Source organism: Streptomyces sp. IMTB 2501 (genome assembly GCF_001953885.1).
In the GTDB taxonomy this organism is placed as follows: Bacteria; Actinomycetota; Actinomycetes; order Streptomycetales; family Streptomycetaceae; genus Streptomyces.
In genome coordinates, this window is the sequence record NZ_MQUS01000023.1 from 120,264 (window position 1) to 144,000 (window position 23,737).

Annotated in this window: 24 protein-coding genes and 3 pseudogenes; 16 read left to right on the top strand and 11 right to left on the bottom strand. The window is 69.6% G+C overall.

Translation table 11 applies throughout. The annotated features are described in order from the left end of the window. Positions 1-563: 563 nt before the first annotated feature. A complete protein-coding gene (locus AV521_RS32450; RefSeq protein WP_076093454.1) occupies positions 564-1,100 on the top strand; it encodes a hypothetical protein in 537 nt (178 codons plus the stop codon). Positions 1,101-1,470: 370 nt separating this feature from the next. Here AV521_RS32450 and AV521_RS32455 read toward each other — a convergent pair whose 3' ends face one another. Then, a complete protein-coding gene (locus AV521_RS32455; RefSeq protein ID WP_079249508.1) occupies positions 1,471-1,884 on the bottom strand; it encodes a PepSY domain-containing protein in 414 nt (137 codons plus the stop codon). Positions 1,885-2,332: 448 nt separating this feature from the next. Between AV521_RS32455 and AV521_RS49575 the strand changes: the two genes are divergently transcribed. Further along, the gene (locus tag AV521_RS49575) at positions 2,333-2,482 is read left to right on the top strand and encodes a hypothetical protein (protein ID WP_179023541.1); all 150 of its coding nucleotides are present in this window, start codon (positions 2,333-2,335) and stop codon (positions 2,480-2,482) included. A 79-nt stretch (positions 2,483-2,561) separates the two neighbouring features. Here the strand turns inward: AV521_RS49575 and AV521_RS32465 are convergent, their stop codons facing one another. Beyond that, complete coding sequence (locus AV521_RS32465; RefSeq protein ID WP_076093460.1) at positions 2,562-3,092, bottom strand: hypothetical protein; 531 nt, start codon at positions 3,090-3,092, stop codon at positions 2,562-2,564. 537 nt (positions 3,093-3,629) lie between these two features. On the opposite strand from AV521_RS32465, the gene AV521_RS32470 reads away from it, so the two are divergent. The 5 genes from AV521_RS32470 to AV521_RS49580 all read left to right on the top strand — a co-directional run bounded on the left by AV521_RS32470 (position 3,630) and on the right by AV521_RS49580 (position 8,889). Continuing rightward, a complete protein-coding gene (locus AV521_RS32470; RefSeq protein WP_076093462.1) occupies positions 3,630-4,703 on the top strand; it encodes an extracellular solute-binding protein in 1,074 nt (357 codons plus the stop codon). 14 nt (positions 4,704-4,717) lie between these two features. Then, positions 4,718-6,241: an iron ABC transporter permease gene (locus tag AV521_RS32475; RefSeq protein WP_107481089.1), complete on the top strand. Its 1,524-nt coding sequence runs from the start codon at positions 4,718-4,720 to the stop codon at positions 6,239-6,241. A 1-nt stretch (position 6,242) separates the two neighbouring features. Further along, positions 6,243-7,319: an ABC transporter ATP-binding protein gene (locus tag AV521_RS32480; protein WP_076093465.1), complete on the top strand. Its 1,077-nt coding sequence runs from the start codon at positions 6,243-6,245 to the stop codon at positions 7,317-7,319. 174 nt (positions 7,320-7,493) lie between these two features. After that, positions 7,494-8,231 carry a metalloregulator ArsR/SmtB family transcription factor gene (locus AV521_RS32485; RefSeq protein WP_076093467.1) on the top strand — a complete coding sequence of 246 codons (738 nt, stop codon included), beginning with the start codon at positions 7,494-7,496 and terminating at the stop codon, positions 8,229-8,231. A 79-nt stretch (positions 8,232-8,310) separates the two neighbouring features. Next, positions 8,311-8,889: a hypothetical protein gene (locus tag AV521_RS49580; protein ID WP_179023543.1), complete on the top strand. Its 579-nt coding sequence runs from the start codon at positions 8,311-8,313 to the stop codon at positions 8,887-8,889. A 228-nt stretch (positions 8,890-9,117) separates the two neighbouring features. On the opposite strand, the gene AV521_RS32495 is transcribed toward AV521_RS49580, so the two are convergent. Further along, entirely contained in the window at positions 9,118-9,672 is a 555-nt protein-coding gene (locus AV521_RS32495) for a DoxX family protein (protein ID WP_076093471.1), read from the bottom strand. A gap of 229 nt (positions 9,673-9,901) precedes the next feature. Between AV521_RS32495 and AV521_RS32500 the strand changes: the two genes are divergently transcribed. Beyond that, positions 9,902-10,444 carry a DUF2231 domain-containing protein gene (locus AV521_RS32500; protein ID WP_076093474.1) on the top strand — a complete coding sequence of 181 codons (543 nt, stop codon included), beginning with the start codon at positions 9,902-9,904 and terminating at the stop codon, positions 10,442-10,444. Positions 10,445-10,502: 58 nt separating this feature from the next. Further along, on the top strand, positions 10,503-10,934 hold the full coding sequence (locus tag AV521_RS32505; RefSeq protein WP_076093475.1) for a hypothetical protein: 432 nt from the start codon (positions 10,503-10,505) through the stop codon (positions 10,932-10,934). 268 nt (positions 10,935-11,202) lie between these two features. Here the strand turns inward: AV521_RS32505 and glpK are convergent, their stop codons facing one another. Further along, positions 11,203-12,714, bottom strand: coding sequence for a glycerol kinase GlpK (gene glpK / locus AV521_RS32510; protein ID WP_256725758.1), 1,512 nt, complete (start codon positions 12,712-12,714; stop codon positions 11,203-11,205). A 63-nt stretch (positions 12,715-12,777) separates the two neighbouring features. After that, positions 12,778-13,545, bottom strand: a complete 768-nt coding sequence (locus AV521_RS32515; protein WP_076093479.1) for an IclR family transcriptional regulator — start codon at positions 13,543-13,545, stop codon at positions 12,778-12,780. Positions 13,546-13,740: 195 nt separating this feature from the next. Between AV521_RS32515 and AV521_RS32520 the strand changes: the two genes are divergently transcribed. Further along, positions 13,741-14,163 (top strand): ATP-binding protein, encoded by a 423-nt coding sequence (locus AV521_RS32520; RefSeq protein WP_076093481.1) that lies wholly within the window; start codon positions 13,741-13,743, stop codon positions 14,161-14,163. Here AV521_RS32520 and AV521_RS32525 read toward each other — a convergent pair. The 3 genes and pseudogenes from AV521_RS32525 to AV521_RS32535 form a co-directional block, all read right to left on the bottom strand. Further along, positions 14,160-15,332: a PP2C family protein-serine/threonine phosphatase gene (locus AV521_RS32525; RefSeq protein WP_079249509.1), complete on the bottom strand. Its 1,173-nt coding sequence runs from the start codon at positions 15,330-15,332 to the stop codon at positions 14,160-14,162. The genes AV521_RS32520 and AV521_RS32525 overlap by 4 nt on opposite strands. Positions 15,333-15,430: 98 nt before the next feature. Further along, the gene (locus AV521_RS32530) at positions 15,431-16,189 is read right to left on the bottom strand and encodes an IclR family transcriptional regulator (RefSeq protein WP_076093483.1); all 759 of its coding nucleotides are present in this window, start codon (positions 16,187-16,189) and stop codon (positions 15,431-15,433) included. Between the two features lie 268 nt (positions 16,190-16,457). Then, a pseudogene (locus AV521_RS32535) lies at positions 16,458-16,601 on the bottom strand (short-chain dehydrogenase); the annotation flags it as partial. A 330-nt stretch (positions 16,602-16,931) separates the two neighbouring features. Here AV521_RS32535 and AV521_RS32540 point away from each other — a divergent pair. From AV521_RS32540 to AV521_RS32550, 3 genes and pseudogenes are all read left to right on the top strand, one after another. Next, on the top strand, positions 16,932-17,303 hold the full coding sequence (locus tag AV521_RS32540; protein ID WP_218639387.1) for a hypothetical protein: 372 nt from the start codon (positions 16,932-16,934) through the stop codon (positions 17,301-17,303). A gap of 231 nt (positions 17,304-17,534) precedes the next feature. Then, on the top strand, positions 17,535-18,656 hold the full coding sequence (locus AV521_RS32545; protein WP_076093485.1) for an NAD(P)/FAD-dependent oxidoreductase: 1,122 nt from the start codon (positions 17,535-17,537) through the stop codon (positions 18,654-18,656). 8 nt (positions 18,657-18,664) lie between these two features. Further along, positions 18,665-18,841: pseudogene (locus tag AV521_RS32550) on the top strand (nucleotidyltransferase family protein); the annotation flags it as partial. A gap of 30 nt (positions 18,842-18,871) precedes the next feature. Here the strand turns inward: AV521_RS32550 and AV521_RS32555 are convergent. The 3 genes and pseudogenes from AV521_RS32555 to AV521_RS32565 all read right to left on the bottom strand — a co-directional run bounded on the left by AV521_RS32555 (position 18,872) and on the right by AV521_RS32565 (position 20,848). After that, positions 18,872-19,541 (bottom strand): annotated as a pseudogene (locus AV521_RS32555) (transposase). Between the two features lie 60 nt (positions 19,542-19,601). Continuing rightward, on the bottom strand, positions 19,602-20,519 hold the full coding sequence (locus AV521_RS32560; protein WP_179023545.1) for a metallophosphoesterase: 918 nt from the start codon (positions 20,517-20,519) through the stop codon (positions 19,602-19,604). Between the two features lie 68 nt (positions 20,520-20,587). After that, a complete protein-coding gene (locus tag AV521_RS32565; protein ID WP_256725760.1) occupies positions 20,588-20,848 on the bottom strand; it encodes a plastocyanin/azurin family copper-binding protein in 261 nt (86 codons plus the stop codon). Between the two features lie 615 nt (positions 20,849-21,463). Between AV521_RS32565 and AV521_RS32570 the strand changes: the two genes are divergently transcribed. The 3 genes from AV521_RS32570 (at position 21,464) to AV521_RS46915 (ending at position 23,487) form a co-directional block, all read left to right on the top strand. Next, complete coding sequence (locus AV521_RS32570) at positions 21,464-22,066, top strand: sigma-70 family RNA polymerase sigma factor (RefSeq protein WP_079249510.1); 603 nt, start codon at positions 21,464-21,466, stop codon at positions 22,064-22,066. Positions 22,067-22,091: 25 nt separating this feature from the next. Next, entirely contained in the window at positions 22,092-22,883 is a 792-nt protein-coding gene (locus tag AV521_RS32575; RefSeq protein ID WP_076093561.1) for an anti-sigma factor, read from the top strand. A 181-nt stretch (positions 22,884-23,064) separates the two neighbouring features. After that, on the top strand, positions 23,065-23,487 hold the full coding sequence (locus tag AV521_RS46915) for an ATP-binding protein (protein WP_371917086.1): 423 nt from the start codon (positions 23,065-23,067) through the stop codon (positions 23,485-23,487). Positions 23,488-23,737: the final 250 nt, after the last annotated feature.

Below are 23,737 nucleotides of genomic sequence, written 5' to 3' on the forward strand. Positions count from 1 at the left end.
TGCTCGCTGTTGGGTGGGGAAAGGCCCCTGTGGATGTCAGTGGCCGAACTCGTCGCTGACGCTTCACCCGTCCGAAGACGACCACCGGACATGGCGTCTGTCCAGGGTGAGCGGCGTGCGTAAGATCGCTGGCGTCAGAGCCAAGCCCGGGGGAGGGGTACGTGTCCAATTCCACGACCACGGTTTCGTCGTCCGACGTGACCGGCCGGATGCGTCACGGTCTTGGTACTGCCCGCTTCGGTGGGCCTCTACAGCCTGCTGAACAAGGCTGGTGTTCTTTCTCCTCGCCGTGGTGACGCTCCGGCGTGTCGACGGATCCGTCGTCGCCTGCACCGCCAGGCCCGACAAGTCCCGGAAGCCGTACGACGGGTTCGAGGCACGGTTCGAGGCACAGCTGCGCACGCACCGCCCGGTCCCCACGGTGATGCCGCATCAGCAATCTGCGCCGGCAGCCGCGCCGTACCAGTCCTCACATCCGGGGCCACCCCGCAGCTGACAACGATCGGCGTCACCGCGTGTGCCCGTCCCGTCCCCAACTCCCCGTCTCCGGAGCCGATACGACCATGTCCTTCTTCAACAGGCGCCGTACCGTCCGCCTCTCCCAGCACCGTACGGCCGACAGCCCGTTCGGGCCGATACGGATCAGCTACGACCGCTGGCCCTCCGTCATCGCGCTTGTGCAGGGGCCCGGCATGCCGCGCGTGCAGGTCCGCCCTGACCGTGTCCACGGCCGGATCAAGGTCGACGGGCAGATGATCCTCACGCGCCGGGGGAACGACAGCCGCTGGGCCCTGCGACGGAGGACGCGCACCCGCACGGCCATGGTGGGCGAGCGCACGTATGAACTGCGGCCCACCAGCTTGCGCCGGGCCCGGCTCCTGCGTAACGGCACGCCCATTGCCGAAGCGCACGGCACTCTGCGCTCGTACGTCTCCCTCCGTGGCATCCCTGGCATCGACGCCAGGCTGAACTGGTCCCAGGGCCTCGACCCCTACGATGTGGCGATCGGTCAGGCCATGGTGGTCGCCTTCGGCGCGGGCGCCCCCGGCGCACTGACCTCTCTGGTTTCCTTCAGCCTCGACTTGATCAGCTCCAGCTGACGCGCGACCTCGAAGCCGACCGTCATCGATGAAGAGGTGGTCGGGGTGGCGTCGGCGGAGCCGAAGGCCGGCAACAGGCCGAGGGAGGGCACAGCCGGGGCGAGCGGTCACAGGCGTGGCGGCGGAGCGGTCCTGAGGGCGGCAGACGTTCGGGGCCGCGCGCGGTGTCGGAGTCCATGACGGCGCGGTAGTACGCGACGTGGTCGCGGTGCCCGAGGCCCAGCCGGGTGTCCCGCGCGGCACAGGGAGGGATCCGCTCGGGGTGCCGTACGTCAGGTGGGGTCTCCCCGCGGCGCGGCGTGACCGGGCGGGGCGGGGGTGTCCGGCGGAGCGGTACCCGCCCGGTTCACAGTGCGCCGGTGCTCTGCCGTCAGTCCTCGTCGTGGTCGCCGGAGATGCTGTTGCTGTCGTCGTTCCTGTCGTCGTCGGTCTTGGCGGCCGTGACCTTTCCGTTGGCCGCGTCGACGGTGACCTCGTGGTCGGTGCCCTTGGTGTCCGTCACGTCGACGTGCCAGGCAGCAGTCCTGCCGTGGTCGCTCTCCAGGTCGGCCGAGGTCGCGGTGCCCTCGACCTCGGCGAGGGCGGCGTCCACGGCCACCTCCAGGTCGGTCTTGGTCGGCTTGGCGAGGGCGGCGTCGCCGCTGCGGTCGTCGGAGTCGTTGTCCCGGTCGGCCTTGGTCGCGGTGACGTTGCCGTCGGTGGCGTTGACCGTCACCTCGTGCTCGGTGCCCTTGGAGTCGGTGACGTCGGCCTTCCAGACCGGCTTGCCGTTCTCGACCTCCAGGTTGCTGACGGAGCGTCATGCCGGGCTGATCGACCGTACGGTGCTGGACGAGGCCGTCGAGCACCGCAGTCGGGCGCTTACCTGGTTGATGCAGGGGTGTCCACGGCGGCGGAGGTGCCGCTGCTGGCGCTTCTGGTCCGGGCCGCCACTGTTCTGGCCTGGCGCGGGCGGACCTGACGTCCGCTTGTCCTGGGCGGCGCCGCGGCCGGACTGTCCGTGCTGCCCACCACGCGGGTGAAGAACGTCTCGGCGCGGACCCGGCCTCCGGTGGCCACCGCGGTCGTCCACGAAAAGGGCTGCTCCCTCCCGTCCCGGCACACCACCGTGGCCGCCGCCCTCCTGTTCATCCTCGTATATCTCCTGGCACGGCACGGCACGGCACGGCACGGTCCGTTTCCGTCTCGCCGCCGAGGCGCTGTGAGCAGGTGCGGCGGGCCTGGTCTGGCTGGTGGCGGCCAGCAGGGTCTACCCCTGCGTGGACTGGGCCACCGGCGTCACCGCCGGCTTCGCCCTCGGCGCCGTCGCCGCGCTCGACTTGGTCACCCTCGACCAGGCCCGCCGCCTGCTCACTCGAACCCCGTCACGACTTGCGGAGTGACGCTGGAACCGGCATCACCACAGCCCCAGGAGTCGCGCCCGCGGCTGACTGTCGACCAACAGAGGTCCCGTCAGCGGGATCAGCTCAGGCCCACGGCCTGGAGCGCGGTGGTCCAGTCGGTGGCGATCGCCTGTTGCGCCGGAGCGAGCTGGATCGTTCCTGCGCAGACCGCCTTGTACAGCTTGTACTCGATGGTGTCCTTGTCGCTGGAGGTGTAGCCGCCCGCGTCGTAGCGGGGTTCGGGCCACAGGTTCTGCTCGCTGGTCGGGTTGCCCCCCAGCGACAGGGGTATCAGGTGGTCTTCCTCGTAGTCCGCGGTGGCGGTGTCGTCGTAGCCGTACTCGGCGATCTGCTTCACCTTCAGGGCGTTGGTGTAGCTGGTGGACGGGCGGATCGAGGAGCTGTAGCCCGGGACACAGATCGTGGAGTCGATCGTGGACTGGGTGACATCCGAGTTGAGCGCGCCGGGCTGGCAGGTGGGGTCCTGCAGAGGCAGGTAGGACTGCGAGCAGTCGGCGGCGTGTGCGGTGCCGGTGGTGGTGACGATCAGGCCGCCGGTGGCGAGGGCCAACGACGAGACGACTACGGCAAGTTGACGCATGCGGGACATGGGGACTCCCGGTGTGGGGAACTCACTCCGACGGGCGTCGAAGTGTCGCCGACATGACAACACCGGAATCATCTATGCGAGTAGACATCGGGAGTGAACAACTCATTGCCGACTGGTTACTTCAATCCTGAACGTCTTGCGAGAGGCCCCGAAAGCTCGCCAAGGGCGATCACGCCCTCAGAGGTCGCGGGATGCGACGTTGCCGGTGGACGTGTGAGGCCGGCTTGAGTGGGTCGTCACCCTTCGCGGTGCGGAGCACTCGCTGTCACGCTTGGGTAACCGTTGGTGCGGTCAGTGGTGATGGGGTCGTCATGAGGAAGCTATGGGCAAGCTATGAGACGGTCAAAAGAGTGCGGTCAAACTGAGGTAAACCATCCCTTTCAGGGTCTGCGGGTGGCCGAATAGCGACTTGTCGGTGCTTCAGGGATGTGTTTTCAGGCAAGGCTTACCTAAGTATGGTGAGCCTCGCTTTGTTGATGGCGGGCGTGTGCCGTGGGGGCGGCGTCGGCGGCCCGTGTGTGTCACTTCGGAGGTTCCATGTCTCGTGTCGTCCTGCGGTCCGCTCGACGGTCCGCCGTGCTGGCGGCGGTGTCGCTGTCTGCCCTGGCACTGGCGGGGTGCAGCGGTTCGAACGACTCCGGGGGCACGTCGTCGGACAGCGAGTCGGGCGGTTCGCTGAAGGGGCAGACGATCACGGTCTACAGCGGTCAGCACCAGCAGACGGTCAGCGCGCTGGTGAAGGACTTCCAGGCGCGGACCGGCATCAAGGCCAATGTCCGCTCGGGCGACGAGGCGGAGTTGGCCAACCAGATCCTCACCGAGGGGCCGGCCTCCCCGGCGGATGTGTTCTTCGCGGAGAATCCGCCCGCGCTCACCACCCTGGAGAACAAGGGCCTGCTGGCGAAGGTGAACGCCGCCACCCTGGCGGCGGTTCCGTCGGCTGACAGTTCGGCCAAGGGCGACTGGGTGGGTGTTTCCGCCCGTGAGGCGGCGTTCGTCTACAACACCGGCAAGCTCCAGGCGGGTCAAGTGCCTTCCACTGTGAAGGACTTGGCCGGTACGGCGTGGAAGGGGAAGCTGGGCATCGCGCCGGGCGAGACGGACTTCACCCCGGTCGTCACCAGGATGATCAAGACAGAGGGCGAGGCCGGTGCGAAGAGCTGGCTGGAGGGGCTGAAGGCAAACAGCAAGGTCTACGGCAGCAATGAGGACCTGGTCGCCGCTGTGAACCGGGGCGAGGTCGAGGGCGGCGTCATCGACCACTACTACTGGTACCGGCTGCGCGACGAACAGGGCGCCGCCCACATCCACAGCGCACTCGGCTACTTCAAGCAGGGCGACCCCGGCGCGCTGGTGGACGTCTCCGGCGCGGCCGTCCTCTCCCACGGCCAGCATCAGGCGGCCGCCCAGGCGTTCCTCGCCTACCTGACCAGCAAGCCCGCCCAGCAGATCATCGCCACCTCCGAGAGCTACGAGTATCCGCTCGCCGCCGGGGTGAAGAACACCAAGGTGAGCCGGGCGCTTACGGCTTCCGGACCGGTCGCGCAGGCCGGGGACCTCGGTGACGGCAAGGACGCACTGCAGCTCCTGCAGTCCGTCGGTCTGCTGTGAGGACACTCCGTACGGTGCCGGGCCCGCTGCCGCTGATGGCGGGTCTGGTGGCGCTGCTCGTCGCCTCGCCGCTGGTGTTCGTCGGGCTGCAGGCCGCGCAGGCGGGCGGGGACACCGCACACCGCCTGCTGGCCCGGCCCGTGGTCGGTACCCTGCTGTGGCACACCGTCGCCCTCACCACGGTCGTCACCGCCGGCACGCTCGTGCTCGGCTTCGCCGCCGCCTACCTGGTGGAACGCACCGACCTGCCCGGCCGACGGGCGTGGACCGTGGCGCTGGCGATGCCGCTCGCGGTGCCGGAGTTCGTCCACGGCTACTCCTGGGTCTCGCTGTTCCCGCAGGTGCAGGGGTACTGGGGTGCGGTGCTGGTGATGACGTCCTCGCTCTATCCGCTGGTGTTCCTGCCGGTGGCCGCCACGCTGCGGCACGCCGACGCCTCGGCCGAGGAGGTCGCGCGCAGCCTGGGCCGCGGCCGGTTCGCGACCCTGTGGCGCATCACACTGCCGCTCACCCGCCCCGCCCTGGCGGGCGGCGCGCTGCTCGTCTCGCTCTATCTCCTGGGCGAGTACGGGGCGTTCGCGATGCTGCGCTACACCACGTTCGCCACCGCGATCTACAACGAGTTCCAGACCAGCTTCGACATGGCCTCGGCCAGTCTGCTCACCCTTGCCCTGGTCGGTCTCGCCCTCCTCCTCGTCACTCTCGACGCGCGCGCCGCGCGGCGCGGCCGGGTGGTGCGTGAGGGCACCACCGGGCGGGGCTGTGCCCCGGTGGCCCTGGGCCGCTGGAAGCCGGTCGCCGCAGGCGCGTTGGCGGCGGTGGTGGGGGTGACGCTCGGGGTGCCGGTCTTCGCGCTCGTCCACTGGCTGGTGCGCGGAAGCTCCACCACGCTGCCGTCAGCCTCCATCGTCACCGAGACGGCGACGACCCTGGGGTACGCCCTTTCGTCGGCGGCCGTCGCCACCGTCGCCGCGGTGCCGGTGGCGCTCTACTCCTGGCGCCGCCCCAGCCGTCTGTCCCGCACCGTGGAACGCGCCGCCTACCTGACCAGGGCACTGCCCGGTATCGCCGTCGCCCTGTCGGTGGTGTTCTTCGCGATCCGGTATGCCCAGCCCCTCTATCAGCAGCCGTCGTTGCTGGTGGCCGGGTATGTGGTGCTGTTCTTCCCGCTCGCCCTGACCTCCGTGCGGGCCTCCCTCGCGCACGTGCCGCACGGAGTCGAGGATGTGGCGCGCTCGCTTGGCGTGCGCAGGATCGTGGTCCTGGCCCGGGTCACCCTGCCGCTGATCCTGCCCGGACTCGGCGCGGCCTTCGCGATGGTCACGCTCACCGCGAGCACCGAACTGACCGCCACGCTGCTGCTGCGCCCGACCGGCACCGAGACCCTCGCCACCCAGTTCTGGGTCTACACCACCGGCCTCTCCTACGGGGCGGCGGCGCCGTACGCCGCCGTGATGGTCGCCCTGTCCGTGCCCGCCGTCCTGATGCTCACCCGCCGCACCCTCGGCACTCGCGCAACCGCCCCAAGGGAGAACTGAGATGACCGGCCAGCCGGGCCTGTTGATCGAGCAGCTGGAGGCCGCGCACGGCCGCAGCCGGGTGCTCACCGGACTCGACCTCACCGTCGAGGACGGGGCGCTCGCCTGCGTCCTGGGCCCATCCGGCTGCGGCAAGAGCACCCTGCTCCGCATCGTCGCGGGCTTCCATCCCGCGGCCCGGGGCAGGGTCACCCTGCGCGGCCGCCTCCTCGACGACGGCCGCGCCAGGGTCCCCGCCGAGCGCCGGCGCATCGGGTACGTACCGCAGGACGGTGCGCTCTTCCCGCACTTGACCGTCGCCGCCAACATCGGCTTCGGCCTTCTCCGCGCCGGCCGCCGCGAGCGGGTGGGGGAGATGCTCGACCTCGTCGGGCTCGACGGCCTCGCCGACCGCCACCCGCACCAGCTCTCGGGCGGCCAGCAGCAACGCGTGGCTCTCGCCCGCGCCCTCGCGCCGAGGCCCCAACTGCTGCTGCTGGACGAGCCGTTCGCCGCCCTCGATGCCGCGCTGCGCACCGAACTGCGCACGGAGGTCGCCGCCACCCTGCGCCGCGCGGGCGCCACCGCGATCCTGGTCACCCACGACGTGGACGAGGCACTCGCCTTCGCCGACGCCATCGCCGTGATGCGGGACGGCCGCATCGTGCAGGCCGACACCCCCCACACTCTCTACCACCGGCCCGCCGATGTGAGTGTCGCAAGGTCCCTGGGCGAGGCCAACCTGCTGCACGCCAAGCCCGCCGACGGGTACGCCGTCACCGCGTTCGGCCCCCTGCCCCTCACCACCGACACCGAGCAGGACGGTGTCGTCATGCTCCGTCCCCACCAGCTTCGGATGACCTGCGAACCCGGGCCGCACTCCGTCCCGGCCCGGGTCACCGCCTGTCTCTTCCGGGGCCACGACCACCGCGTCGAGTTCTCCCCGGACCCCGGCCGGGACCTGCCCGAGCGCCTGGTCGTCTATACGGATGCCCCGCCGCCGGCGGTCGGCAGTGAGGTCCACCTCCGGGCCCAGGGCCCCGCTCATCCCCTCCACACCGAGGAACACCCGGCGGAGGCAGAAGCCGTCGCGTCGTAGCTTCGACCTCGGCAATGCCTTCAGCGAGGCTTGGGCAAGTCATGACGCGTGCCATGGCGTCAGGAAGCAATCCCGGCGAAGGTCGTTTCCGTATACATCACAAGAGGCAAAACCTCCTGCACAACAGCATCGCCGAAAAGTTTCGCCAACATCTGTGGTCGATATACTGACGCAGTGGGACTGGATCACGCCTCGCTGACCAGCTTGGCCGCCCTCGGCGACGCCACGCGCCGGCGCATGTTCGAACTCATCCGGCAGGAGCGGCGGCCGGTGACGCGCGAGGAGGTGGCCGACACCCTCGGCATCTCCCGCAAGCTGGCGGCCTTCCACCTGGACAAGCTCGTGGCGGCCGGCCTGCTCCAGGCGCGCGCCGAACCGCCCGCGGGCATCCGCAAGGTCGGCCGAAGGCCCAAGGTGTACGAGCCGGTGGACGAGGCCATCGCGGTGAACATTCCCGAGCGTCGCTACGGCATGCTGGCCGACGTCCTCACCGAGGCCGTGCTCACGGAGACGGACCGGGAATCGGCCCACGAGGCCGCGCTCCGCGTGGCATACACGCGCGGGGAAACCCTCGGCAGTGCCGAGCGTGAGCGACTGCGCCCCGGGCGCCTCGGTGCCGAGCGCGGACTGAGCGTGGCGGCCGACACGCTTGAGGAGTTCGGCTACGAGCCGGAGCGCACGGCGCCCACCCTGATCCGCCTGCGCAACTGTCCCTTCCATCCCTTGGCGGCCAAGGCCCCCGAACTGGTCTGCGCCGTCAACCAGGCATTCCTGGCCGGCTACCTGCATGGCCTGGGCAGCGACAAGACCACAGCGGTGCTCGCCCCGCGGCCCGGTTCATGCTGCGTCGAACTGCGCGGCGACGACACGACGGGCGGCAGGCCGGAGACGGGCAGCGCCTGCGAGCGGTGAACCGAGGCCGTGCCTGCCGCTCGTGGCCGCCGGTTCCCGGGCCGGTCTGCTCCCTTCCACATGAACGGCTGGAGTCACCATGAACTCCATCTCTGCCACCGACGTCACCCTGAGAGGAGTGGGAGCGTGCTGCGCCGTCGGCAACGCGGTGCTGCACGGGCTCCTCGTCCCTGATCATCTTGAGGAAGAGTTCCACATCGGGGTTCTGTTCGCCGTGAGCGGTGCGGTCATGCTGGTCGTTGCGGCGGCACTGATGACCTTGAAGCGCCCCATGGTCGCCTGGCTGACCGGAGCCCTCGTCAGCCTCGGCATGATCACCGGCTTCCTGGTCTCGCGCACCGTCGGTCTGCCCGACGGCTACTACGAGCCCGGCTGGGAGCTGCCGTACGGCCCCCTGTCCTTGCTCGTCGAGGGACTGTTCATCCTCGCCTTTCTCACCTGGCTGGGAGGGGCGCCGACGACCGGTGGCGCGCCGGCACCGCCACACGCGGCGGACCGTGAGGAGATGCCGAGCGCTGTGTCGCTCCACGGGGAGAGGCGCCCGCGCCGCACCGGGGTGTCCGGGCAGCAGCACGTAGAGCCGACCGTCATCCGCGCCACGTTCAGGCGCACGCCCAGCCATTGCACGGAATTGACGAACCGTGCAGAGGGCAGATAGATCGCCACCGCACAGACGATCAAGAGAACGAAGTGAATCACCGGTCTGCTCCGGCCTTACCGCACCGGCCCGGGCTTCGAGACGACCGCGGGGGATGGCGGAAGCTTCGACCCCGCCGACGCACATACGTCGTCGCGACAAAAGGCCGAAGGGCTCGCCCACCAGTACGCGGAAGGTATTGCGGGGCTACTCACCTACAGGGCAGGTCATGCCATGTCCCCATGAGCCTTACAGGCTCAGGGTGATCGCGGCGGCGATGCCCCCGAGGCCAAGGGCGGAAGCGGCTTCCGCCCAGCCGCCGTTGCCCCAGGGGAAGAACCGGTCGAGCGCCAGCCGGCCAGGGCCGACGGCGGCGACGGCGAGGGCGACGACGGCGATGCCGACGCTGTACTCCACACCACCGTCCGCCTCCCACAGGCCATGGGCGCCGGTGACGGTCGCCATGGCATTGATCATCACGCCGATCACGGCGGCCGCCGCGAGCGGCGTGAGCAGGCCGACGGCCAGGCCCAGGCCACCGAGGAACTCGGAGAGGCCGCCGATCACCGCGAAGACCTTCCCAGGGCGGTAGCCCAGAGACTCGAAACCCCTGCCGGTCGCCGTCAGGCCCGGGCCCCCAAAAAGTCCGAAGAGCTTCTGGGAACCGTGTCCGGCCATGAACAGTCCGAAGGTCAGCCTGAGGAGCAGCAGCCCACAGTCACCGGCGGCCCCCCGCTGTACAGGGGCCCGCTGCGCCGCCTGTTGCGTGAAGGCCGAAAGCCAGCCCGTGTCGCGCTTCCCCATGTGAAAACTCCGGTATCGCCCCTGCCGATGCTTCCGCAACAGCGCTGAGTTCGCATATCGAGGGGCTGCCCGCGCCGAGCCGACAAGACATGGAGACCAAGCGCACGCGGCGCGAGCGGGGTGTACGAGCCTCACCCCACGGGGTGACGCGCCCTTGACCCATGCCCGCAATAAGACCAACAATCGTTGGTGAAATAGCTGGACGGGCAGCTGACGGGCAAGGTGCCGTATGACGGTCAACCGTGATCTCAAGGACCTGCACCAGGCGAAGCAGCCGGTGAGCGCCGTGCTGGCGGGGCCGTACGGGCACCCGTTCCATCCGATCCTGGTGACCGTGCCGATCGGGGCCTGGGTGTCCAGCCTGGTCTTCGACATCGCCTCCCGGATCGTGCACCGGCCGGGTTTCCTGGCCCAAGGCTCGGCCTGGCTGATCGCCATCGGCGTACTGGGCGCGCTGGCGGCGGCCTGCGTCGGCTTCCTCGACCTGTTCGCCATCCCCACCGGCACACCGGCCTTCCGCACGGGAATGGTGCACATGGGGCTGAACCTGGCCGTGACCGCCGCGTACGCGACCGGTTTCGCCTGGCGGCAGGGCGGCGGACACCCGGAAGGACAAGGCGTCGGATACGGGCAGTTGGCGCTGTCGGCCGTCGCGCTCGCCGCGCTCGGCTTGTCCGGCCACCTCGGCGGCAAGCTCGCCTACCGCTACGGCGTGCGCGTCGCCGAGGAGTCCGTGCAGGCAGAGGGCTACCGCCACCGGCACCGCTCCTGACCGGCAGCCCAGCCGTACGGACCCGACAACACCGCACTTCGGAACCACTGGAGAACGCATGGACATCGCCGCTCTCGTCGCCTGGGTGGTCACCGCCGTCGGAGGATTCGTCCTCCTCGCCCGCTGGATCTCCCGCGGCGGCCTGCGCCAGCAGCAGACGAAGACGACCCACTTCCCGGCACCCCTGGTCTTCGGCCACTTCCTGCTCGCGGCGGCGGGACTGGTCGTCTGGATCGTCTACCTCGCCGCAGACAGGGCAGCCGTGGCGTGGGCGGCCTTCGGCATCCTCGTCGCCGTGGCGCTGCTCGGCTTCACGATGTTCGCCCGCTGGGTCGCCGTCCAGCGCACTGCCGTCCCGGCCACCGCCGGAGAAGAGACCACGCCTGCGGAACGGCACTTGCCCGTTCCCGTGGTGGCGGCCCACGGCCTGCTCGGCACCGCGACTCTGGTGCTTGTGCTGCTCGCCGCACTGCGAGTAGGCGGCAGCTGACGCGGGCGCGATGACGCGAAGATCCCTGTCAGCGCCGCCTTCCGCGCAGTCGGCTGCCTACTGCCGGGTCCGAGTGGCCAACGGCTCGCACAACAGCCGGTCCACTCGGGATGATCAGCGGTCGGGTGGTTGACGCTGACCTGTATGAGCAGGTCAGGCTGGCTGGTGACTCGGCGTGGGCCGGCAGCTCCGGGCCCGGCGGTCTGCGTAGGTGACGGCGGTGGCGGAGGGCGGGTGGCTGTGGCTTCCTTCCCCGGCAGCCGTCACCTCACGCCCGGCCGGGGTCGGCGGACCGCGGCGGTCTGGCCCACCCCAGGGACCGTTCGACGGCCCGCTGCCAGTTCTCGTACTCCGCCTCCCGCAGTTCGGGGTCCATGTCGGGGAGCCACTGCGCGGCCCGGTGCCAGTTGCGGCGCAGCACCTCGAGGTCCGCCCAGTAGCCGACGGCGAGCCCGGCCGCGTAGGCGGCGCCCAGGGAGACCGTCTCGGCGACCATGGGCCGTACGACGGGCACGTCGAGCACGTCGGCCACGAACTGCATGAGCAGGTTGTCCGCGGTCATCCCCCCGTCCACCTTGAGCTGCCGGAGGGAGACCGAGGAGTCGGCGTTCATGGCGTCGACGACCTCTCGTGTCTGCCATCCCGTGGCCTCCAGGACGGCACGCGCCAGGTGCCCCTTGGTGATGTACGAGGTGAGGCCGACGATGACCCCGCGCGCGTCGCTGCGCCAGCGAGGCGCGAACAGACCCGAGAAGGCGGGGACGATGTAGCAGCCGCCGTTGTCCTCGACCGTCCGCGCGAGGGTCTCGATCTCCGGTGCGCTGTTGATCAGGCCCAGACGGTCACGGAACCACTGGACGAGCGCTCCGGTGACGGCGATCGACCCTTCCAGCGCGTAGGCCGGCTGCTGGTCCCCGATCTTGTAGGCGACGGTGGTGAGGAGTCCGTGCCGGGACCGCACGATGTCGTTGCCGGTGTTGAGCAGCAGGAAGCTGCCGGTTCCGTATGTGCACTTCGCCTCGCCGGGTGAGAAGCAGGTCTGGCCGAAGAGCGCGGCCTGCTGGTCGCCGAGCGCGGCCGTGATGGCGACACCCGGGAGCAGCGAGCGGGCGTCGCCGTAGGACTCGGCGGAAGACCTGATCTCGGGGAGCATCGAGCACGGCACCCCGAAGAAGGCCAGCAACTCCTCGTCCCAGGTGAGCGTGCGGATGTTCATCAGCATGGTGCGGCTGGCGTTGGTGACGTCGGTGATGTGCAGGCCGCCGTCGGTCCCCCCGGTGAGGTTCCAGATCAGCCAGCTCTCCATCGTCCCGAACAGCACCTCACCGTCCATGGCGCGCTGCCGTAGACCCTTGACATGGTCGAACAGCCAGCGGATACGCAGCGCCGAGAAATAGGTCGAGGGCGGCAGACTGCACCGTTCCAGAAAGAAGTCCTCGCCGGGCTGCTGACGGAGTTCCTCGACCAGCGGCGCCGTGCGGGTGTCCTGCCAGACGATCGCCCGGCCCAGTGGGGCGCCGGTCCGCCGGTCCCAGAGCACCGTCGTCTCGCGCTGGTTGGCCACGCCGATGGCGGCGACCTGGCCCGGGTCGACTCCGGCCTCGGACAGGGCCTCCGGAACAACGCGCCGCAGGTTCTGCCAGATCTCGACGGCGTCGTGCTCGACCCAGCCGGGCTTGGGGAAGTGCTGCTGATGCTCCTTCTGCGCGACCGAGACCAGCCGCCCACGGTGGTCGAAGAGAATGCATCGGGTCGAGTTGGTGCCCTGATCGATGGACATTACATACCGTTCAGCCATGATCGGGTCTGCCTTCCCACGGGTCGAGGCGGCGGCCGGCCCGGCCTACCATCGGGTGGCTCCCAGGTCTCTGGAGATCGCCCGCGCGGCCTCACGGATCAGGGTGATCAGACTCGGCCGGGGGCGGCCCTGGCTGTCGCAGATCCGCTCGACCGGGCCGGACAGCCCGATGGCGCCGACGACGAGGCCACCGTGCCCGCGGATCGGCGCGGCGAGCCCGGCGTCGCCCATGCTCATCTCCTGGATCTCGGCAGCCCAGCCGAGTTCTCGGACCTCGGCGAGAGCCCGGGCGAGCTGCTCGCGATCGATCAGGGTGTGCCGGGTGTACGCCTCCAGCCCCGGATGCTGGGCGGGCTCGATCGTCGCGGTCCCGAAGGCCAGCAGCACCTTGCCGAGCGACGAGGCGTGCAGGGGCAGCAGCGAGCCCACATCAAGCGTCTGGAAGGTGTCGTCCGGCCGGAACACATGGTGGACGATGAGCACGCTGCCCTCCAGGGGCGTCCCCAGGCGAACCGCCTCCCCGCTCCGGGCGGCGAGAGCATCAGCCCAGTTGAGGGAGCGCGAGCGCAGCTCGTTCACGTCCAGGTAGCTGGTGCCGAGGTGCAGCAGAGCGGCTCCGAGCTGGTATTTCCCGGTCGCCGCGTCCTGCTCCACGAAGTCCACGTGCTGCAGGGTGCGCAGAATGCCGTGTGCGGTGCCCTTGGCCAATCCCAACGAGGCCGCCACCTCGCCGAGCCCCAGTCGGCGGGGCCCACCGGCGAGCAGGCGCAGGATCGCCGCCGCCCGTTCGATCGACTGGACTGGGCCGGCCATGAGGCGAGCCTATTACCGCCGCGGACGCTTCGCTTCACGGACGGACGGCCGCTGCGCAGCCGCGATGAAGATCCTCGTTCGGTAATGCCGACCGCCGTTCATTGACCTGCCTGATTTGTCTCCCTAACTTGCTGCGCAACCGGCATGCGCAGAGACAGGGCGCCGGACCGGTAGCACACACCACCGGGAGAGACCATGGCGGCACAGCTCAATACGGTGCTCCGGGCGACACAGGAACATATGTGTCTGGTGCCGCCCGTCGCCGGCGCCGTCTCGGTCGTACGCCGAAGCGTGGCGGCGGCACTCGCCGACTGGAACGTGTCCTCGCAGATCGCCGACGACACACTGCTCGTGGTCTCGGAGCTGGTCACCAACGCGATCGTGCACGCCCGCCCCCCTGCCGTACTGCGGCTGTCCTGGGAGCCCGGTGACGGCGTATGCACTCTGCGCGTCGAGGTCACCGACGCTGGACCTGCCGCGATGGGGCGGACCCTCGCCTGTATCGACCCGGACGAGCACGGCCGGGGCGAGACGATCGTCCACGCCCTGGCGACTCGCCATGGCATACGTGTCCATCCGGGCGGCGTCACCCGGTGGGCCGATCTCGTCGCGGTCTAGAGCGCGGCTTCCGCCCGAGACGGCACGGGTAGCGTCCTGTCCGTGGTCTGCCTGCGGAGAAGGAGCAGGGCGGCGTCGTCGTGCAGCCGGCCGCCCACATGCGCCAGCAGCTCGTCGTGGAGGGCGGTGAGCGTGCGTACCGGGTCGTCGGACACATGGCGGGGCATGCCTTCGGCCAGCGGATAGAACTCACCGGCGTGATCGCGAGCCTCGGTGACGCCGTCGGTGTAGAGCAGGAGCTGGTCTCCCGCCGTGAACGACAGATGCTGGAGGCGGGGCGCCTGTCCGGAGAGGGCTCGCAGACCGAGGGGCGGCGCGGGATGAGTGGGTTCCACCGGCCTGACGTCGCCTTCGGCGGATATCAGCAGCGGAGGCGCGTGCCCGCAGTTGACGATCTCCAAGTGTCCCGACGGGGGACATCCGGCGATCACGGCGGTGACGAAGTCGTCCGGGCCGAGGTTGCGGGACAGGCTCCGCTCGATCCTGTCGACGACGGCCAGCAGGTCGGGCTCGTCATAGGCGGCCTCGCGGAACACGCCGAGCACGAGTGCGGTGGTCCCCACGGCGGGCAGACCCTTGCCGCGCACATCGCCGACGATGAGCCTGACTCCGTACGGAGTGGGCACCAGGGCGTAGAGGTCCCCACCGATCCGGGCCTCGGCCGCCGCGGCGCTGTAGCGGACGGCCACCTGGAACGGGCCGACGGTCTCCGGAACGGGCAGCAGCAGTGCCTGCTGGGCGGCCTCGGCGACCGAGCGGACGGCTGCGAGGACCCGTTCACGACGGCCACGCAGAGCGCTGGCCAGACCGCTCGCCGCGGTGACGGCCAGCAGGGCGGACAGTACGGCCGCCATCTCGCTGGCGGGAACCCCGTGCTCGTAGCCCAGCGTCGCGCCCAGCGCGGCGGCGAGGAGCCCGACGCCCAGTACACCGCGCGGCCCGTTGGTGGCGGCGGCCAGCGCGGGTCCGGCCGCCAGCAGCGGAAGCCAGGCCCCTCCGACGATGTCGACGAATACCACGACGGCGACGACCACAACGGGCAGCACGCACGTTCCGGGGGCCAGGTGCCCGGCGGCACACTGGCGGACCGATTCCCGGGCCCCCGCCACACGGTCCCTGAACAACTCCATCCACGCGTGGTCGCCGCCGTGATGTCGAGCCTGGCTCATGCTGTGTCCGTAGTCCTCGCCTGCATGGGATTCACACCCGAAATGTCCGTTTCATCAAGCAAACGGGCTGGGTATGGGCAGCCACAAGGAGCGGAATTTCAGATAGTGAGCGAGAGACTTCTGGTCACGCGGCTCGCGACGGGAAGCATGCGCGCCCGGATCTCCTGCAGCTGGGCCTGCCGCTCCACCGGCAGAGACACTCCCAGCGAGCCGAGCGTGTCCCCGCTGTAGACCGGCACGGCAACGCACACGGTGCCGAGCGCGTACTCCTCCAGATCCGTGACGGCCGGTGCCAAGGGGGACGACTCGATCCTGCGCAGCAGTTCCGGAACGCTGGTGATCGTCCGTGGTGTGAGATCGGCCAGGTGGTGCCTGGACAGATAGTCCTGGCGGGAGTCCTGGTCCAGCTCGCGCAGTACGGACTTGCCCAGGGCGGTGGCATGCCCGGCGTCCTCGAACCCCACCCACAGATCCACCCGGGGTGTACGGGGGCCGTCGACGATCTCGGCGACCCGGATCTCGCCGTCCTCGTAGAAGGTGAGGTAGGTGGCGGTGGAGAGCTCGTCCCGGAGGGCCGCGAGCGCCGGGCGGACCCGGCTGAGCAGCGTCTGAGCGCGGCCCGCCGAACGCAGGGAATGCAGTTTGTCGCCCAGGACGAAGCCGCCGTCGTCCAGTTTCCTTACGTATCCGTCGTGCACCAGGGTGCGCAGCAGGTGATAGGCGGTGGCCAGGGGCAGCTCCGTCTCGCGTGCCAGCTGTTTCGCCGGCGCGCCGTTCTCGTGCGCGCTTACCGCCTCCAGCAACCGGCAGGCCCGCTGCACGGACGTGATGAGCGTGGGGCCGTCCTGAGCGCCCATAGGACCAGACTGCGCCGGGCGCGTTGCACGAGCAAGGCCATGGGGTTCCAGTAGAGGAACGGTAGTCCGTAGCGCTTGAGGTACGACATGTCCCGGCGTTCATGTGTCGAGTCGATGAGCACGGAACACCCTCGCGTCGTCGGGGTGGACCGGTGCGCGTGTCGTCCAGAGGCGTCTGATCGCCTTCGCATCCGCGGGGTGATGCGTCGAAGGGGCCAGGTGTCGGTCGGGAGAGTGCTGCTGGATCGTGTTTCGGCTGGTGAGGGGGTCAGCGAGTGGTGTAGCCGCCATTGATGAACAGGGTCTGGCCATTGGCCCACCAGCCGTCGGTGAGGAGGTGGCGTACCCATGGGACGATGTCGTTGATCTTGGTGAGGTCGCCGTTCATGGCTGAGGACTTGTGGTAGGCGATGGAGTCGTCGTCCTCGGCGGCCTGGTGCCGGCCGACGGCCGGGTGGGCGGCCGCCGTGCTCATCCGCTCGTGCAGCGGCGGCAAAACCTCATGGTGGCCTCCGCGGAAATCCATGGCGCGGTTGGGGCATCTGCGCCGGGCGCCGCGCTCGACGGCTTATGTGATCTGCGGGCCCGTCCCAGTGGGCTGGTGTCTCCCGCATGGGGCGCAGTCAGTACCCTCCCGCTGGAGCCCGTCACGGCCGGTGGGAAGGCTCGGACCGGATTTCGGCGGTAGCGATCAGCCGGCGGCGAGGCGCTGCGGAACACGCCGGGGCTCGGGGAACCGGCCTTGCCCGTTCCCGCACCGGTCGCCGCCTTGCTGCTGGAGTGCATCGCGAACCGGGACGACATGAACACAGCCACGACCCCGGCATCCCGCTGGCTCTTCCCCGGCTGCCGAGCCGGTCAGCCGTTCCGGCCCGACCACCTGTCCGCGCTCCTGAACAAGGTGGGGGTTTCCGCCACCGCTGCCCGAGGCGTCACCATCCGCCGGAAACTCCTCGAACTTCCTGCCCCTGCCGTCGCGGACGCTCTCGGCTGCCACGACAAGACCACCGCCCGGCTCCGCGACGAGACCGGTGAGACATGGAGCCGATACGCCCCGGGGGATCACGCAAGGTCACCAGCGGGCTGGGTTCCTCGGGCAACCGGCGACAGCTGAGTTACGGGAACCCACCAGCAGACCGGTGTCGGGCTTGATCCAGTGTCGGCGGGTTGTCGGCGGTGGTCGGTGATCTGTCGGCGACCTGTCGGTGGCTGCCGGGACATTGGAGCTGGTCGGCGTCGGCCATCGACGGCACCGGCATCGCATCGTCCCGACTTACGGGAACGGCGCTCCAGGCGTGACCTGCCGGGTGTCCGCCCAGCGGTCCACGATCAGGAAGGAAGCACCATGACCACTGACGTCATGATCATCGGCGCCGGGCTCGGCGGCCTCACGCTCGCCCGCGTTCTGCACGTCCACGGAATACCGGCCACGGTCTACGAGGCGGAGCCCTCCCCGGCTGCGCGTTCGCAGGGCGGGATGCTCGACATCCACGACTACAACGGGCAACTCGCCCTTGAAGCAGCCGACTTGATGGACCAGTTCCGTTGCCTCATCCTGGCGGGCCGCCAGGCAATGCGGGTCCTCGACCCGGACGGGACCGTCCTGTTCGACAAAGCCGACGACGGCACGGGCGGACGCCCCGAGGTGCAACGCGGCGAACTGCGACAGACACTGCTCGACTCACTCCCGACCGGCACCGTCCGGTGGGGGCGCAAAGCCAGCAGCACCCGTGCCCTCGGCGAGGGCCGCCACGAGGTGACCTTCTCCGACGGCACCACCGTGGCCACGAGCCTCCTGGTCGGCGCGGACGGCGCGTGGTCACGTGTCCGGCCACTGCTCTCCACCGCCACACCCGAGTACATCGGCAAGTCGGTCGTCGAGACCTACCTGTTCGACGCCGACACCCGGCACCCAGCCATCGCGAAAGCGGTCGGCGGCGGGTCGATGATCGCGCCCACGCCGGGCAGGGAGATCTTCGCCCACCGGGAAAGGGGCGACACCCTGCACGCCTACGTGGGGCTGTCCGAACCGTGGGACTGGTTCGACGCCATCGATTTCACCGATGCCGCCGCAGCCACCGCCCGAATCGCGGCAGAGTTCGACGGCTGGGCGCCGGAGCTGACCGCCCTGATCACCGACAGTGACGCAACACCGGTCCTGCGCCCCCTCTACGCCCTGCCGACCGGGCACCGATGGGACCGGGTGCCGGGGGTGACCCTGCTCGGCGACGCCGCCCACCTCGCGGCCCCGAACGGCGAGGGCGCCAACCTGGCCATGCTCGACGGCGCCGAACTCGGCAAGGCCCTCGCCGCGCACCCCGACGACATCGAGGCCGCGCTCACGGAGCACGAGCAGGCCATGTTCCGCCGCAGCACCGAGGCCGCCGAGGCCCACGGGATCGACTTCGACAACAACACAGCCCAGGGCCTGGCCACAGCGTTCACCCGACATGCGCAAGCCCAATAGCTGATCGTTGCAGGGGCGTGCGCTTGGAGCCGGGCGGGCGATGGCACGTCCATGCGCCGCACGGGCTCTCCGACGTGTTCAATCTCGTCGTGCGCCCCCATCCGGTGCTTGCCCCGCGCGAGGTGTACGAAGCCGGGACAGCTCGCTGGCGACAGGCGTGGCCCGAGCTGATCGTGCTCGGCTGACCTTCGGCGTCGACCATCCTGACGCCGTCTTCATCCTGATGTGCGGAGTCGACGCAGGCAGATGATGCTGCACGCGAGTTGGAGCAGCCCGGGGGCGGGGATGAAGTGGTGGATGGAGTCGGGAGAAAGCGCGCTCGACGACCCAGCGCACCTCGCCCAGTCCGGATCCGTGGGCGAGGCCGTGTCGGGCGATCATCGGCTTGATGGCGCGCTCCCCGGATTGGCCGGACCGTGTTCAGTAGCGGCAGGAGCTGGGTGACGTCATGGCGGTTGCCTCCGGTGAGCGTGACGGCGGGCGGAGTTCCGTGGCGGTCGGGACAAGCGCGGTCGATGGGTGCGGGGCCGACGTGGTCCCCGTTTGAGGGCCCGGACGTGGGACGCGTCCACGGCGCAATCGTCGGGGTCCAGCAGGTCCGAGCGGCGCAGCTCGATCAGTGGCGCAGCGTGCAGACGAGGACAGACACCAGCATCGGTCCAGTCCCGCAGCCGGCGCCACGCGGTTGCCCCGGAGCAGCCGACGGTCTCGGCGGGGACGTCACGCCGGGCGACACCCGTGCGCAGCACGCACATGATCCCCGCGAGAGCCGCCCGGTCCGAAACGCGCAAGCGCCCAGGTAACGGTGACGCCGCTCGGGAGCGGCCGGCAGCAGTGGAGCTGTGCGCTCCACAGTTCATCCGGCCCAATTCCCGCTCCGCTCATGGCTGGCGAGCGTGGCGCCGATCGCCGGCAATACGGATGCGGCGACGCGTCTTCCCTTGCTCATGCCAGCCTCGTGTCCTTGATCGCCAGCTCCCGGTCGCCCTGCCGGTAGCCCACGGTGCGAATGCCCAGCGCGGCCTTGAGCTGTCGGGCGGGCACGACCTGGGGAGTGGGGGCGGGGGCGCGGCTCGGCTTCGGCAGCGGGTAGGCCGTGGTGGTGGCAGAGTGGAAGGTGATGTTGCCCTCTGTCTTGGTGAACAGTTGGTGGACGTGCCCGTTGAGACAGGTCACCGATGAGAAACGGCGCAGGAGCGCAATCACCTTCAACGCGTCGTCCGTGCTCCAGCCCCACTGGGGGTACATGGCGAACAGCGGGATGTGACTGAAGACCACGACGGGGGTGTCCGATGACAGTCCCGCCAGGTCGTTGCGTACGAAGTCGATCTGCTCGGTGCCGAGGTGGCCCAGCTTTTCCAGGCTCAGCGTGTTGACCAGGGCGATGAAGTGCACTCCGTGAGTGTCGAAGCTGTACCAGCCGTCGCCGAGCGTGCCCTTGCCGAAGATGTGCCGGTACGCGCGGCCCGCATCGCCGATGGAGTCGTGCTCACCGGGCACGGTGAAGACGCGGTCCGTGCTCAGCCCGGTCAGCATCTGCCTGACCTGGTCGAACTGGTCCGCCGTGGACAGGTGTGTCAGGTCGCCGCTGTGCATGACGAAATCGGGCCGGAAGCCGAGTGCGTTGACCTGGCGGATCGCTTCGGTGAACGAGCCGACCACGTCCATGTTCGCCGGCCCGTGGAAGCCGATGTGGCTGTCGGAGACCTGCACGAACCGCAGCGAGCCGCTGGTTCCTGTGGCTGCCTCGGCGCTGGTGCCCCGGGAGTCAGCGATGTGGCTGATCACCTCTCCGCCGGCCACTGTCAGCACGACGGCCCCGCCGAACCATCCTGCGTGGCGGATGAGTTGACGCCGTGTCATGCCGTGTTCCCCGGTGGGCTGGTCGGCGGCGCCGCCCGGGACTGGACCCTGAGTGTCACGGTACCCGGTCATCGGGTCACCTCCACCTTGGCCGTCATGAAGGGATGGATGGTGCAGAGATAGGCGTAGGTGCCCGGCTTGGTGAACTGGTAGCTGTAGGCGGCGTGGGTGGCCAGAGCGGGCGAGTGCAGCGGCCCACCCGATCCGGCGCTGGTGACGGTGTGGGCGTCGGTGTCCTGGTTGGTCCAGGTCACCGTCGTGCCCACTTTGACCTTCAGCGTGGTCGGGGAGAACGCGAAGTTCTTGATCGCCACAGAGTCTCCGGTCACCGGCGCATCAGCTGTGCCCGTCTTCGTCGAGCTCATGGGCATGCTCATGCCGGGTATCGGCGAGGCGCCGGGCGCGGTGCTCGTCGCATGTCCTGGCGCGGAGGCACCGGGCATCCCGGCCACCTGCCGCTGACCAGGGCCGGGCGTGATGGCACCGGCTGCGGTGGAGTGTGGGGACTGGCCGCACGCGCTGAGGAGTCCCAGGGCGGCTGCCGTCACAGCTGCCATCCCGGCCGCGACGCGTGATCGCCGGCCGGCATGACCAAAGTTCGGGTACATGGTGTTTGTTCCTCGCCGGTCAGGAAGAGGGGGAAGGTGGCGGCCGAGTACTCGCGACCGTCCGAGGGACGCGGGATCCGCGTTGTGACGGCCGTGCGTCCCGCAACGGGCCCGGCGGGCGGGGGTGATGTCGCGGCGGCAGTGCATTGACGCCTGTCGGCGATTTGCCGTGTATCTCGGCTCTTGCCCGACTTCACGGGCAACGGTGCCGCTCGGTTCAACCGATACACGCCTTTATTCCACTTTCTTTGTGATCTCCTCAGGCTGGGTCGGTCGCTACAGGCGTCACATGGCACGCGGGACGACAAAAGAACGTATATGCGTAATGATCGATTTATGCCATGGAGTGCCCGCAAACGTGGCCAAACAACTGATACGGATCGTTCCGCGCGCCGTGTCTCTGATGCAGGGACCATTTCGGCCACGGACGAGGAACTGATCCGCGCTCTGTATGCCGAGCACGCGGGTCCCCTGTTCCACTACGTGCTGCGCCTGACGTCAGGAGACCGGCAGTGGGCCGAGGATGTCGTACAGGAGACGCTGCTGCGGGCGTGGCAGCACCCCACCGCGTTCGAACCCCGACGCGGTCCTGCCCGGGCCTGGCTGTTCACCGTCGCCCGGCACCTGGTCATCGACGCCCACCGAGCCCGGAGGGCCAGGCCGGCGGAGACTGGCGGCGAGGCCCTGGAGCGGGCCGCCGAGCAGACCGTGGGCGAGGACCAGATCGAGCAGGCACTGCAGAGCTGGGCGGTGGCCGACGCCCTCCGGACGCTGTCCCCGGAACACCGCGCCGTACTGGTCGAGACCTACTACCGGGGCCGGACCATGGCGGAGGCCGCGGGCGTGCTGGGCATCCCGCTGGGCACAGTCAAGTCGCGGACGTACTACGCCCTGCACGCCCTCCGGCTCGCGCTGCAGGAACGAGGCATCGAGCCATGACCGAGGCATGGAGGAGGTGCCGGCCGTGAACACGGACCACGACGCCGTGCGGATGGCGCTGGGAGGGTACGTCCTGGGCGCGCTGTCCCCGGCCGAAATGGAACAGGTGCGCGCCCACCTGGCGACATGTGACGCATGCCGGGCGGAGCACGAGCAGCTGGCCGGACTGCCGTCGTTGCTCGCGATGGTCACAGCGGCCGAAGCGGCAGGCCAGACGGCTCCCGCCGGCACCGAGGACCTGGCCGGACGTTTGGTGCGGCGGGCAGCCGAGAGCACGCAGGGGGCACCGCAGGCACCGTCCGGCATGTCCACGGCGCCGCGGGCTCCCGAGGCAGGGATGATCGACACGATGCTCCAGCAGGCCGCGGCCAGGCGCCGCAGGACCTGGCGGTTGCAACTGATGGGCGCGGCAGCCTCCCTGATGCTGGTCGCGGCGGCGGCAGTCGGCGGCACCTGGCTGGCGACCAGCACATCCGTGACAAGCGAGGGTAAACAGCCCGGACCTGCTGCACCGACTCCGTCGCGCACCTTCTCCGGAAACGATTCGACCACCGGCGTCACCGCCTTGGTGAAGGTCTTCCCCTCGGCCTGGGGCAGTGTCCTGCAGGTCTCGGCCCATGGCGCGCCGGCCGGCGTGATCTGCCGATTGCAGGCAATCGGGCCCGGCGGGACCAGGGCGGACGCAGCGACCTGGCGGGCTGGCGTGTACCCGACCGGAACGAAGATTCCAGGGGCGGTCCCCATGGCTCCGGGAGCCATCGAGCGCTTCGAGATCATCGCCGGGAACGGCCAGAAGCTGGTGACGATCCGGGCGTGAGGTGAGCCGGAAGGCGCCAAGTCGGGAAAAGGTGGGAATCAGTCGAACCGTATGCCACTCGCCGTGCGTATTACCGGATGAGCGCTCACATGCAGGTTCCGGCGTACCGACCGCCTCCACGTTCTTGGCGGTCCCCACCTTGATCCAAGCTTCCGCTGCCACACAGAAGAGCCAGAAGACCATGTTTGTGACCGATTCCGAGCGCACCAGCTCATGGCCCTGCTCCCGTCGGGCGACGCTGACCCTGCCCGCTCGGGAGGTGCATGTGTCCGCCGCGCGTCACCTCACGGCGGATCTGCTGGAGTGCTGGAGCGTTCCCCAGAGTGAGCGTGACTCCGCCGTTCTCATCGTCGACGAACTCACCGCCAATGCCGCCCAGTACGGCCGCGACTGCATGACGTTGGTACTCGTCCTCGACCACGGCGCCCTGTACATCGAGGTCAGTGACTCGGGAACCGCGGTGGAGCACAGTTCGTACGACGTCGCCCCGGACGAACACGGCCGCGGCACCGGTATCGTCAAGTACCTCGCGCAGTCGACCGAGATCCGCCAGACGCGCAGCGGCCGGGAAGTCCGCGCCTGCCTCAGGTGCTCGGCGGCATGACCGGTCCCGGGAGACTGCCGTCCAATCAGGCGCCGCACAGCAGCGCCAACACCGCGCCGAACTGGCCCAGCCCGAGTCGGGTCAGCTACCCGGCCAGGTGGTGGCCGACTGGTTGACCATCAGGACACGGCACACGTAGGACGTTTCCCCGATCGAGACACACGCCTGCGGGCAACTGACAGACGAGCCGCTGCGACCCGGCCAGGTCGTGCGCTCGATTCCCTGGAACTGGTTCTCGCCGGTAGTGGAC

Excerpts from the sequence above, each read along its gene's own strand:
- AV521_RS32450 (WP_076093454.1), top strand. The coding sequence starts at position 564 with ATGTCCTTCTTCAACAGGCGCCGTACCGTCCGCCTCTCCCAGCACCGT.
- AV521_RS32465 (WP_076093460.1), bottom strand. The coding sequence starts at position 3,092 with ATGTCCCGCATGCGTCAACTTGCCGTAGTCGTCTCGTCGTTGGCCCTC.
- AV521_RS32470 (WP_076093462.1), top strand. The coding sequence starts at position 3,630 with ATGTCTCGTGTCGTCCTGCGGTCCGCTCGACGGTCCGCCGTGCTGGCG.
- AV521_RS32480 (WP_076093465.1), top strand. The coding sequence starts at position 6,243 with ATGACCGGCCAGCCGGGCCTGTTGATCGAGCAGCTGGAGGCCGCGCAC.
- AV521_RS49580 (WP_179023543.1), top strand. The coding sequence starts at position 8,311 with ATGAACTCCATCTCTGCCACCGACGTCACCCTGAGAGGAGTGGGAGCG.
- AV521_RS32495 (WP_076093471.1), bottom strand. The coding sequence starts at position 9,672 with ATGGGGAAGCGCGACACGGGCTGGCTTTCGGCCTTCACGCAACAGGCG.
- AV521_RS32500 (WP_076093474.1), top strand. The coding sequence starts at position 9,902 with ATGACGGTCAACCGTGATCTCAAGGACCTGCACCAGGCGAAGCAGCCG.
- AV521_RS32505 (WP_076093475.1), top strand. The coding sequence starts at position 10,503 with ATGGACATCGCCGCTCTCGTCGCCTGGGTGGTCACCGCCGTCGGAGGA.
- glpK (WP_256725758.1), bottom strand. The coding sequence starts at position 12,714 with ATGTCCATCGATCAGGGCACCAACTCGACCCGATGCATTCTCTTCGAC.
- AV521_RS32515 (WP_076093479.1), bottom strand. The coding sequence starts at position 13,545 with ATGGCCGGCCCAGTCCAGTCGATCGAACGGGCGGCGGCGATCCTGCGC.
- AV521_RS32520 (WP_076093481.1), top strand. The coding sequence starts at position 13,741 with ATGGCGGCACAGCTCAATACGGTGCTCCGGGCGACACAGGAACATATG.
- AV521_RS32525 (WP_079249509.1), bottom strand. The coding sequence starts at position 15,332 with ATGAGCCAGGCTCGACATCACGGCGGCGACCACGCGTGGATGGAGTTG.
- AV521_RS32530 (WP_076093483.1), bottom strand. The coding sequence starts at position 16,189 with ATGGGCGCTCAGGACGGCCCCACGCTCATCACGTCCGTGCAGCGGGCC.
- AV521_RS32545 (WP_076093485.1), top strand. The coding sequence starts at position 17,535 with ATGACCACTGACGTCATGATCATCGGCGCCGGGCTCGGCGGCCTCACG.
- AV521_RS32560 (WP_179023545.1), bottom strand. The coding sequence starts at position 20,519 with ATGACACGGCGTCAACTCATCCGCCACGCAGGATGGTTCGGCGGGGCC.
- AV521_RS32570 (WP_079249510.1), top strand. The coding sequence starts at position 21,464 with ATGCCATGGAGTGCCCGCAAACGTGGCCAAACAACTGATACGGATCGT.
- AV521_RS46915 (WP_371917086.1), top strand. The coding sequence starts at position 23,065 with ATGTTTGTGACCGATTCCGAGCGCACCAGCTCATGGCCCTGCTCCCGT.